11 protein-coding genes are annotated in these 11,121 nt (G+C 70.7%); 9 read left to right on the top strand and 2 right to left on the bottom strand.

Annotated features, from left to right (window positions below; translation table 11 throughout):
• Window positions 1-19: 19 nt before the first annotated feature.
• The 9 genes from ACIBTX_RS10825 (at window position 20) to ACIBTX_RS10785 (ending at window position 7,604) form a co-directional block, all read left to right on the top strand.
• Entirely contained in the window at window positions 20-637 is a 618-nt protein-coding gene (locus ACIBTX_RS10825; protein WP_357125085.1) for a TetR/AcrR family transcriptional regulator, read from the top strand.
• Complete coding sequence (locus ACIBTX_RS10820) at window positions 634-1,305, top strand: VC0807 family protein (protein ID WP_363660523.1); 672 nt, start codon at window positions 634-636, stop codon at window positions 1,303-1,305. Before ACIBTX_RS10825 ends, ACIBTX_RS10820 begins: the two co-directional genes overlap by 4 nt.
• Entirely contained in the window at window positions 1,302-2,516 is a 1,215-nt protein-coding gene (locus ACIBTX_RS10815; RefSeq protein WP_396832377.1) for a nucleotide disphospho-sugar-binding domain-containing protein, read from the top strand. Before ACIBTX_RS10820 ends, ACIBTX_RS10815 begins: the two co-directional genes overlap by 4 nt.
• On the top strand, window positions 2,513-3,415 hold the full coding sequence (locus tag ACIBTX_RS10810; protein WP_396832376.1) for a helix-turn-helix domain-containing protein: 903 nt from the start codon (window positions 2,513-2,515) through the stop codon (window positions 3,413-3,415). The genes ACIBTX_RS10815 and ACIBTX_RS10810 overlap by 4 nt, the downstream gene beginning before the upstream one ends.
• A 57-nt stretch (window positions 3,416-3,472) precedes the next feature.
• Complete coding sequence (locus tag ACIBTX_RS10805) at window positions 3,473-4,066, top strand: dihydrofolate reductase family protein (RefSeq protein ID WP_357125073.1); 594 nt, start codon at window positions 3,473-3,475, stop codon at window positions 4,064-4,066.
• Window positions 4,063-4,983, top strand: a complete 921-nt coding sequence (locus tag ACIBTX_RS10800; protein ID WP_357168988.1) for an NAD(P)-dependent oxidoreductase — start codon at window positions 4,063-4,065, stop codon at window positions 4,981-4,983. Before ACIBTX_RS10805 ends, ACIBTX_RS10800 begins: the two co-directional genes overlap by 4 nt.
• Window positions 4,964-5,392 (top strand): PPOX class F420-dependent oxidoreductase, encoded by a 429-nt coding sequence (locus ACIBTX_RS10795; RefSeq protein ID WP_396832375.1) that lies wholly within the window; start codon window positions 4,964-4,966, stop codon window positions 5,390-5,392. Before ACIBTX_RS10800 ends, ACIBTX_RS10795 begins: the two co-directional genes overlap by 20 nt.
• Window positions 5,393-5,748: 356 nt before the next feature.
• Window positions 5,749-7,101 carry a ricin-type beta-trefoil lectin domain protein gene (locus tag ACIBTX_RS10790; RefSeq protein WP_396832374.1) on the top strand — a complete coding sequence of 451 codons (1,353 nt, stop codon included), beginning with the start codon at window positions 5,749-5,751 and terminating at the stop codon, window positions 7,099-7,101.
• 152 nt (window positions 7,102-7,253) lie between these two features.
• Entirely contained in the window at window positions 7,254-7,604 is a 351-nt protein-coding gene (locus ACIBTX_RS10785) for a hypothetical protein (protein ID WP_396832373.1), read from the top strand.
• A gap of 51 nt (window positions 7,605-7,655) precedes the next feature.
• Here ACIBTX_RS10785 and ACIBTX_RS10780 read toward each other — a convergent pair whose 3' ends face one another.
• Window positions 7,656-8,120, bottom strand: coding sequence for a helix-turn-helix transcriptional regulator (locus tag ACIBTX_RS10780; RefSeq protein ID WP_357125058.1), 465 nt, complete (start codon window positions 8,118-8,120; stop codon window positions 7,656-7,658).
• Between the two features lie 55 nt (window positions 8,121-8,175).
• Window positions 8,176-11,043, bottom strand: a complete 2,868-nt coding sequence (locus tag ACIBTX_RS10775) for a BTAD domain-containing putative transcriptional regulator (protein ID WP_357398539.1) — start codon at window positions 11,041-11,043, stop codon at window positions 8,176-8,178.
• Window positions 11,044-11,121 lie beyond the last annotated feature (78 nt).

The raw sequence follows: 11,121 nt of genomic DNA, 5'->3' as shown, positions 1-11,121 counted from the left end.
CTTCTGCTGAACTTTATCTATGCAGATAACACCGGAGGTCGATCGAAAGACGCAGATTCTGGAGGCGTTCGTCGAGCTGCTGGCCGAGCACGGCTACGCGGGGGCGACGTTCGCGCGGATCGTCGAGACGGCGCGACTCAGCAGCACCCGGCTCATCACGTACCACTACGACACCAAGCAGGAGTTGGTCGCCGCGGCGTTGCGCCACATCGTCGACCGGGCGCAACAGGTCATGGTCCCGGCGATCGAGGCTGAGTCGACGGCACGTGGCAAGCTCGCCGCGTACCTACGCTCGAACTTCCGCTTTCTGGGCGAACGACCGGCGTACGCCCGCGCGGCCGTCGAGATCGTCCGCAACCTGCCCAGGGACACGGCGGATGCGGATGCTCGCGAGGACGTACCCGTGATGCTGCTGGCGCACCTCTTCGTCGCCGGCCAGGAGTCCGGGGAACTGCGCACGTTCGATCCGGTGGTGATGGCGGTGACGGTCCGCGCCGCCGTCGACGCCGCCGTCGAGCGGTTCGCCAGCGGTGGCGGATTGGACCTGGCCGCCTACGCGGAGGAGTTGTGCGCGCTCTTCGACCGCGCGATCGCCGCCGAGCCGGCCACGAGGGATCGCGGGGAGGTGCTTCGGTGAGGCCGGTCAGGAACGACACCCAGCCGACGCCGACTGCCGCCGGGCGTACGAGCGAGCGCGCGCGCCGCGCTCTGGTCGGACGAATCGTCGTCGACGTGGTCCTGCCCCTGCTCGTCTACTACGCGCTTCGCGCCTTGGGCGCCGGCGTGCTGGCCGCCACCCTGGCCGCGGGGGCGGTCCCCGCGGCGAACGCCGCCCTGGTCGCCGCCCGCAGCCGGCGGATCGACGTCGCGGGCCTCGTCGTCGTCAGCCTCTTCCTGGCGGGGGGCGCGCTGAGCGTGGTCACCGGGGACGCGCGGCTGCTGTACATCAAGGACGGCTGGCTCACCGGCCTGCTCGGCGCCTGGGTGCTGCTGTCGCTGGCCATGAAGCGGCCGTTCATGCTCCACCTCGGCACGGCCATCGCCACCGCGAAGGTCGGTGATGAGGGCGCCGCGGCGTGGCAGCGACGCTGGACCGACGATCCCGTCTTCCGGCGCCGCCTGCGCCTGGTGAGCGTGGTGGTCGGCGTCGTGCTGATGCTGGACGCCGTGGTCCGCGTCGCCATCGCGTCAGTGATCGACCTCGACGCGGTCGCGACGGTCACCAACGTGCAGTACGTCGTCATGCTCGCCGGCCTGCTGTCCTGGTTCTTCTGGTACACCGCCCGACACGGGCTGCGCGCATGAGCACGAAGGCCAGTGCGCACGTCGCCGTCCTCGCCGTCGGGGCCACTGGTCACCTGCTGCCCGTCCTCGACGTCATCGAGGAGTTGCGGGCCCGCGGGCACCGGGTCACCTGTTTCGCCCCGGACGGCGCCGCACCCGCCGCGCGACGTGCCGGCGCGCACGTCGTGACGTACGAGTCCACGCTTGTCACGCGCCCGTCGTCGACGGTGCCGCCGGCTGATTTCGCGGTCTGGCTCCCGTTCGTGCTCCTGGCGGAAGCAGCCGCCGTCGTCCCCCAGATCATCCCCGTGCTGCGCGGCGACGTCCCCGACGTCCTGCTCTACGATCGGGCCGCGCATCCGGCCGGCCGCGCGCTGGCGCAGTTGCTGAACCGGCCGGCGGTGGCGATGTTTCCGTCCTTCGCACAGGGGCCGGCGTGGTCCTTGGCCGCGGCCACCGGGCAGGCGAGCGTCCTGGACCCCGCACATCCCGCCTTCGCCCCGTTGCAGGACCATCTCGACCAGTTCTCCGCGCGCTGGGGACTGGAGCGCGGCACCGTACGCGACCTGGCCGAGGCACGCGAGCGGCGATCGATCGCGTTCCTCCCGCGGTGGTTTCAGTGCAACGGAGAGGGCTTCGGCCCGGACCACCACTTCGTCGGACCGTGCCTGCGCTCGCGGCTCGGCACCGGACCGGCAGTGCGCGAGCGCCTCGTGTACGTGAGCGCGGGCACCGCGGCGGCCGAGCCCGAGGCGCTACGGCCACTGATCCGAGCGGCGGCCGCCGCGGCGCCCAACCGCCGGGTGCTCGTGTCCACCGGCGGGCTCCCGATCGCCGCTCTCGGGACGCTGCCCGACCGGGTCGAAGCCCACGAGCACGTCGACCAGCTCGCCGCGTTGGCGCAGGCCGACCTGTTCGTCACGCACGCCGGGATGGGCAGCGTCATGGAGTCCCTCTGGTTCGGCGTTCCGATGGTCTGCGCGCCGCGTACCAGCGAACAGCACGTCGTCGCGGCACGGGTCGAGGCTCTCGGTCTCGGGGTGAACCTGTCGAACGGTGCTGGTCCGAACAGCGACGTCGAGGCCCGCATCCGCGACCTCCCGCACGATCCGACGATCCGTGAGCGCCTGCGTACCGCATCCGCGACGGTGCGGGCGGCGGGCGGACGTCGAGCGGCCGCGGACGCGGTGCAGGGGGCCATCGCGTCCGACGGGGATCAGGTCCGCGCGTGAGCGCAGGCGAGTCCTACGTTGAGCTTGCCCCGCTGCCAGGGCTGGTCGACCACCTTCGGACCGTTTGGGTGCAGACCACCGGGGCGGCGCCCTACCTGCAGCGGCACCTGCCCACCGGTGGCGCGGAGCTGCACTGGCCGCTCGGCGGAGAGCCACGCCTGCTCGGCCCGTTGACCGGACCCCGGGTCGAGGTGATCCCCGCGTCGACGATCCTGCTGGGCGTCCGATTCCATCCGGGGGCACCCGTTCTGATACCTGGTGGCGTCGGGGACCTGCTCGACCGGCAGGTCGCGCTGGACGAGGTCGGTCACCGGTGGGTGGACCGGCTCGGCGAGGCCATTGCCACCGCCGTCACACCTCGGGCGGGGCTGCTCGTCCTGCAGGAATTCCTGCTGCGCCGCACGCGGACCGCCGGCGGGGATCCCCTCGTTCGCGCGGCGGTGCGCATGCTCATGCCCTGGGCGCCGCGTGAGATCGGCGTCGTCGCCGACCACCTCGGACTGTCGGTCAGCCAGTTCCGTCGCCGCTGTGTGTGGGCGGTGGGAACGGGTCCGAAGTCGTTGCAGCGGACGCTGCGGTTCCAGGGTTTCCTGGCGTTGGCGCAGTCGGGCACCATGGCGGCCGGACGACGCGGGGCCGACGGAATGGTGGGACTCGCGGTCGATGCGGGGTACGCGGATCAGGCCCACCTGAGTCGAGAGGTGCGGCGTCTGAGCGGGCTGACGCCGGCCGGACTGCTCGGCGCACAGGTCGACCGGTGCTCGTGCGGGCACGACCACACCGCGTCGTACGCGCCGTTCCTCGCGGCTCGATCGCCCGAGAAAGTCCAGGTCGGTGGAGACGCAGACCACGTGACGGTGCGCGATTCGTTCAAGACCGGTAAGCGCGTCGCTCGATAACGTCCCCCCGTGGCAGGCCGGCACCTACCTGGTCCCGCGACGAGTGAGAGGCGATACATGAGCAAGGTCCTCGCAGCCCTGTCGGTCTCGGTCGACGGATACATCACCGGTCGTGACCCGGGACCCCGACGCGGCCTCGGTGACGGCGGCATGCTGTTCGACTGGTATTTCGACGGCGACACCCCGAGCGCGGTGTTCGACGGTTTCCGGCTGAGCGCTCCCAGCGCCCGCGTGTTCGACACGGCCGCGGCCAGGGTGGGAGCGAGCCTGGCCGGGCGCAACACCTACGACGACTCCGGCTGGGACAGCGGCGGCACCCCTCACCCCGACGCGCCGCTCGTGGTGCTCAGCCACCGATCGCTGCCCGCCGAGCATCCGCGCCAGATTCTGGTGACCAGTGGCATCGAGGAGGCCGTCGACACGGCCCGCCGCCTGGCCGGCGACAAGGACGTGGCCCTCATGGGGGGCGGAGTGACCACCGCCGCGCTGGCCGCGGGTCTGGTCGACGAGCTGATCCTGCACCAGCGGCCGGTGCTGCTGGGCGCCGGCCGGCCGTACTTCCAGGCCCTGTCCGCACCCGTCGAACTCCGCCTGATCGAGGCCGTCGCCGCGCCGGCCGTGACCCACCTGCACTACGAGGTGGTCCGGTGATCCTCGTGACGGGCGGCCTCGGCATGATCGGCGCCCAGACCGCGCGCGCCCTGACGGACCTCGGGCACACCGTCGTCGCGACCGCCCACCGGCGAACCGAGCGCCCGTCGTTCCTGCCCGACGACGTCATCGTCGAACAACTCGACGTCACCGACGCCGCCGCGGTGTCCACCCTCGGCGACCGGTACCGGATCACCGACATCGTCCACCTGGCCGGCAGCATCCCCGGCGAGGATCGAGTCGCGTACTTCCGGGCCGACACCGCCGGGCTGCTCACCATGCTCGACGCCGCACGCAGCTGGCGCGTGCGGCGTTTCGCCGTCGCCGGCAGTCTCGGCTCCTACCTGGGCAGCAGTGCGATCACTTGGCACGAAGACCTGCCCCTACCTGCGGTGGCCGTACCGCACCCGATCATCGCCTTCAAGAAGGCTGTCGAACCGCTCACCACGAATGCGCTGCGGGACACCGGGATTCAGGCGCTCGTGCTCCGCATCGGCAGCACCTGGGGACCGCTCATGGACCCGGCCACTCCCTTCAACGCGGTCCCGCCCTACATCAGCTCCGTGCTACGCGGGGAACGCCCCACCGCCCTGCACGCCCACGACGGGGGCGACTTCTGCTACGCCCCCGACGCTGGACGCGCAATCGCCCTGCTCATCACGGCAGACGCCCTCGGCCACGAGATCTACAACATCTCGAGCGGACAGCCCTTCACCAACGGGCAGCTGATCGACGCCGTACGCGCGGCCATTCCGGACGCGCGGCTCGACGTGCTCGACGGTCGCAGTGGCGGACCGGGGCGCGATCCCTACCTCGACATCTCCCGCCTCACCACCGACACCGGCTTCGAACCGGCGTTCGACCTCACGGCCGCCGTCGCCGACTACATCAGCTGGCGTGCCCATCACGCCCGATGACCACCACACCACCGGAGGGACCACCGTGCTGCGTCTCGACATCCGCCGTGTGCTCGACGGGTCACCGATCGCCCACCTTGCCACCGTCCTGCCGGACGGCGCACCGCACGCCACCCCTGTCTACGTCGGAACGCACGGCGAACACATCGTCATATTCACCGGGCCCGGCAAGCGCAAAGCGCGCAACCTGCGCCGCGACCCGCGCCTGGCGTTGTCCATCGCGCCGGCCGACGATCCGTTCACTCCGATTGTCGTACGCGGCCGTGTCGTCAGCTGGCTCGACGGCGACGCCGCGTGGTCGATCATCGACCGCATCGTCGCCAAGTACACCGACGGGACGTACCCGCGCGACGACGAACGCGTCGTCGCCGTCATCGAACCCGAGCACCAGAGCATCGGCATCCGCTGACGCGCAGCCCGTCCCCGCACACTGGCAGCGGTCGCCCAGGTCTGTCTCGTCTCGGTCGTCGCCGCCCAAGACATTGACACCCCTAATTGCTTGATCTAGCGTCGAGTCGAATCGGTTCGACCCTCGGATCTGGTGCTCCGGCATCCTCCGACGGCCGGGCGCGTGGTGTTCGGGCGAACGTTGTGGGCCACCGACGATTCGACGACCATCCGGTCCCGCACGGGCCGCAGGACCGGTGGCGTCCAGCCGGCCCTCGTCATGGGCACGTCCCGCGCCGCGCGTGGATCACCTCGTACCGAACAGACGAGGCGTCGTGCGGCAGGCCGACGTTCCTTTTCGCACAAGGAGATTCAACTGTGCCACTTCGCAGACTGTCCGCCCCCTGGATCGGGGCAGCCATGGCGGTCCTGGTCCTGATCGCCGTCGGAACCTACATCGTCACCAGCGTCACTCCGGCAGCCGCGGCCAGCACCGCCGGCTGCGGCAAGGCGCCGGGCTTGAACAGCGGCACCCACACCATCCAGAGCGGCGGGAAGAGCCGGAGCTTCATCCTTCGGCTACCCGACAGCTACAACAACACCTACGCCCACCGGCTGGCCTTCGGTTTCCACTGGTTGGGCGGCACCGCCAGCCAGGTCGCGTCGGGCGGCACCGACGGCGCGCCGTGGGCCTACTACGGCATGCTCTCCCAGGCGAACAACACCACGATCTTCGTCGCCCCGCAGGGACTCAACAACGGCTGGGGCAACGCCAACGGTGAGGACGTCACCTTCACCGACGACATGGTCCGCGTGATCGAGAACGCCCTCTGCGTCGACACGACGCAACTCTTCTCCGTCGGGTTCAGCTACGGCGGAGCGATGAGCTACTCGCTGGCGTGTTCCCGGCCGACGGTGTTCCGCGCGGTCGCGGCCATCGCGGCCCCGGGAGCGATCAGCGGATGCAGCGGCGGCACCCAACCCGTGGCGTACCTGGGGATCCACGGCATCAACGACAACATCGCGAACGGCCGGGCGTTGCGTGACAGGTTCGTCCGCAACAACGGATGCGCCGCGCAGAACCCGCCCGAGCCCGCGGCCGGCAGCCGGACCCACATCACCACCGCCTACTCCTGCCAGCCCGGATATCCGGTGCTCTGGGCCGCGTTCGACGGCGGACACCAGCAGGGCCCGGTGGACGGGTGTGCGGGCTGCGAGAGCGGCGCGCGGAGCTGGGTCAAGCAGGAGGTGTGGAACTTCTTCGCGCAGTTCGGCGGCGGCGCGCCGCCCACCACTCCCCCGCCGTCGACTCCCCCGCCGACGACCCCGCCACCCAGCCAGCAGAGCGTGCTGATCGTCGGGAGCCAGTCCGGCAGGTGCGTCGACGTCCCCAACTCCAGCACGGCCAACGGCGCGCGCCCGCAGCTCTGGGACTGCCACGGTGGCGCCAACCAGCGTTGGACCCGGACCGCCAACCGCACGCTGACCGTCTACGGCAACAAGTGCCTGGACGCCAGCGGCAGCGGCAGCAGCAACGGCACCGCGGTCATCATCTGGGACTGCAACGGCCAGTCGAACCAGCAGTGGAACGTCAACTCCAACGGCACCATCACCTCCGCGCAGTCGGGGCTCTGCCTCGACGCCGTCAGTTCCGGCACGGCCAACGGGACACAGCTGCACCTCTGGGCCTGCCACGGCGGCGCCAACCAGCAGTGGAGCACGCGCACCTAGGGCATCGCCCACCACCTGTCAGAGACGCGCCGCCCGGGTTCTGTCCCGGGCGGCGCGTGTCGTTCGGGTCCGATCGAACGGCCGAACGAGTAGCCGCCGGATGCTCGTACACCGGGTTCCGCGGTGCTGACGCCCGTTGCAGAATGCGCTGCATGGCGGACATCGACCCACGACGGCGCTGGCGCGAGCAGCGGCGGGCGGAGCTGCGCGGACGGTTCCACCCGGATGTCGCCCAGGGTGGCCTCGAGGGATTCGCGTTGGTGCGTCCGGACGGCACGCTGACGGCCGAGGTCGTCCATGTGCAATGGCTGGACAACCACCCGGCCGGGCCCGACACCCACGTCACGGTCTCCTTCGCGGACGGCACCAGCGTGCAGTTCACCTTCGACACGCGGGTCGTCAAGGGGCGAGCGGCCGATCTGGGGGTGCTGAGTCGAGACGAGCTTCGTCTGGCAGCGCCGTCCGGATGGGGAGCGAACGTCGGACACTGGGACCAGCGCTGACTCGGGTCCCGCGACACGCGAACCGCGTGCCGACGCGCAGACCGGGGAGCGTCAGAGACGAGGGCGATCGGCCAGTTCTCGGCGTGAGGTGATGTCGAGTTTGCGAAAGATCTTGCGGAGGTGATAGTCCACCGTGCTCGGGCTGATGAACAGTTGTGCCGCCACCTCCCGGTTGGACGCGCCGTCCGAGACCCGGCGAGCGATGTCGCGCTCCTGACTGGTCAGGCGACGGCTCTGGGCGAAGCGATCGGTCGTGCGGTGGCTCAACCTCCCGCGCAGTTCGCGGCGGGATGCGACGTTCAGCCGGTGGAACACTCCGCGCAGATGGTGTTTGACGGTGTGGGGGCTGATGACCAGGTGTCTCGCGATCTCGATGTTGGTGGAGCCGGCCGCCACCAGCAGGGCGATCTGTTCCTGTCGGGGGGTCAGTGCCGCACCCGGATGAACGCGGGAAGAGTCGGCTGGGGGGCAGTGCATGGTGCTCCTCGGGCGCGGGTTCGGGGTCTCGACGACCATCCGAACGCACCGCTGTGCGCGACGAGTGCAAACTGAGTGCTCGCGCCCTAGCCGCTCACGACGCGTCGCTCATCAGACTCAGCCGGGCCCGGACGTACGCGACCATGGTTCGGTACGTCTCGGCGTCCTCGATGCCGGCGAACTCGATGAGTTCCCGGAAGCCGTTGTCGGCGATCAGGCCCTCGAACCGCTGGCAGCCCTGTTCCGCGCGCGCCTGGTCGCCCAGGTCGAACGCGGCACGCGCGAGGATCGCCGCGACGGCGCAGCGGGGACCGTTCGACTCACTGACGCCTTCGGCCAATCCCCACTCCGAGATCGTCACCGCTCGCTCAAGCTGACCGAGTTTCCAGGACGATTCCGCGAGGAGTTGCGCGTAGCGGACGTTCAGGTGATCAAGGTGCTGCACCATCGCGATGGCCAACCCCTCGTCCGCGATCCGTACGCCGTCGTCGAACCGACCCGAACCGAGCCGCGCTCTCGCGAGTGTCAGCAGCGAGACGGCGAGCGGTTCCTGACGCTCCGTCTGCCGAGCGAGAGCCACCGAGCGTTCGCCGTACGCGTTGGCGGCGTCGTGGTCGCCACGCGCCGACGAGAGCACGGCCAGGTTTCGCAGGACGTCGGCCTGCCCGGCGAGGTCGCCGGCGCCGGCGAAGATGGACAGGGCTCGACGGAGGTATTCGTCGGCCGGTGGCAGCGGGGCGAAGACCTCACCGATGGTACGAAGAAGCTCGGCCTCCATCAGCGGCTCGCCGAGCGCGCCGGCCAGGTCGAGGATCGCGAGGACGGTCGGTGTCCGGCCCGCGGGGATGGAGTTGCTGCCCGGCGCCGAGGCCGCGAGGACCATTGCCGCCGCATCGCGCGCCAGGCCGTGGGCGAGGGCCAGCTCGATCGTCGCCCACAGCGCTGGCCGTTCCCGTGCGTACCAGGCGGCAGCCTGGGACACGCTGTCGAACGACTCGGGCGTGACGTCCGGTGGCGTCCCGGTGGCGGTGCCGACCGGCTGCCGGTGGTGTCTCGCGTACGCGGCCCGGGCCGAGTGCAGGTAGTGCATGACGAGACGCCGCTCGTACTCCGGTCGCTCTCGATCCTCGTCGAGAAGCTCACCCGCGTAGGCCCGCAGCAGGTCATGCAGGAAGTACCGCCCGGACTGCGCCTCGTCGAGCAGGTTCGCGGTCACCAGTTCCGTGAGCAGCGTGCGCGCCCTCGTCCGACTGACCCCGGCGACGCTCGCCATCGACTCCAGCGAGACCCCCGGACCCGGGTGGACGGCGAGAGCGCGGAACACCTGCGCTGCCGATGGATCGAGAGCGCGGTACGACCACGAGAACACCGACCGGACATCGTCTGACGGGTCCGCGCTGGACAACGCGTCGAGTCTGGCTGACGGGGCCGAGACGGCGCTGACGACAGCGCTCAATGGCAGGGCCGGATTGAGCGCCACGCGGGCGGCGACGATCGCCAGTGCGAGCGGCAGCCCGGCACAGAGGCTGATGACCTTGTCGAGCGAGGCCGGGTCCATGGTGGCGCGGCGGGTGCCGAGACGGTTGATCAGTAGCTGCCGGGACTCGGCCCCGGTCAGCCGGTCGACCTGCAGGTAACGTGCCCCCTCCCGGGTGACCAGGCTCGTCATCCGGTGGCGGCTGGTCACGATGACCAGACAGCCTCGGGAGGCCGGCAGCAGCGGACGGACCTGATCGGAGTCGCGGGCGTTGTCGAGGAGGATCAGAACGCGACGACCGGCGAGGCGACTGCGATAACGAGCCGCCTGAGCGTCGACGGTCTCCTGCGGTGACGAGACCGCCGGCTCGCCCAGTGACGCGAGCAGCGTGGCGAGCGCCTCCTGCGGTGACATGACCCGTCCGTCCGGGTCCAGGCCCCTCAGGTCGAGGAACAACTGACCATCGGGAAACTCGTTGGCGATCTGGTGGGCCCAGTGCACGGCGAGGGCGGTCTTACCGATGCCACCCATACCGCCGAGCACGGTGATCACGATCGTCGCGTCGCTGAACGCGTCGGAGAGTAGGCCGTCGAGCACTGCGGCCAGGTCGTTCCGTCGGACGAAGCCCGCGACCGGCGGCGGCAGCTGCGCGGGCCGGGGAGCCTCCAGCGGACGCAGCTCGTCCGGCGAGCTTCCGCCGCTGGCGAGCAGCTCCCGGTACGCCTCCCGCAGTTCGGGCCCCGCATCCACCCCCAGTTCCTCGGCGAGACGTTGGCGCGTCCGCTCGAATACCTGCACCGCTTCCGCCCGGTGGCCGGTGGCCACGTACGCGCGCATCAGGCACGCCTGCAGCGCCTCGTCCAGCGGCGCCGCGGCGGCCACGCTCACCAGCGGGGTCAGGGCGGCGTCGGCCATGCCATGGGCCAGCGCGGCTTCGCTGGCCGCGAGCGCCACCGCGACGCGCTCCCGTTCGATGGCCACGAACTCCGGCGAACGCAACGCCCCGGGCGGCAGGTCGGTGAACGCGGGGCTGCGGCCGAGTTCCAGGGCGGTCAGGTAAGCCCGCACGCCGGACACGGCATCCCCGCCCGCCAGCGCCTCGCGGGCCCGCCGGACCAGCTCGCGATACATGGCCAGATCGGATGCCTCGGTCGCGAGGATCAGCCGGTAGCCCGTACCGGCCGGTAGGAGGTAACGACCGGTCTCGCGGACGTCCAGGTCCGGTTCCAGAATCCGGCGGAGGTTCCCGACGTGCCGGTGGATCTGGTTGGCGGCGCTGGCCGGAGGTCGGTCGTCCCACACGCTGTCGACGATGCTGTCGAGGCTGACCGCGTCACCGCCGGCCGCGAGGAGCTTGGCGAGGATGACCCGCTGGCGGACCGGGCCGAGATCGACGTCCGAGCCATCCCGCCGGCAGCCCATACCGCCGAAGACCTTGAACTCGCAGTGCGACGGCGGCCCGTCCGAGAGCCTGCGGTCGGGCATGGTCACGATTGACATCCTAGAGACGAAGGGGTGGCGGCTTCGCTTTTCGGCCCAAGCCTGCGACTCCTGCCGGGCCCG

Origin of the sequence: Micromonospora sp. NPDC049359 (assembly GCF_044466585.1) — a bacterium.
Lineage (GTDB): Bacteria > Actinomycetota > Actinomycetes > Mycobacteriales > Micromonosporaceae > Micromonospora.
The sequence above is the reverse complement of the archived record's forward strand: the minus strand, read 5'-3'. Positions and strand labels throughout refer to the sequence as shown.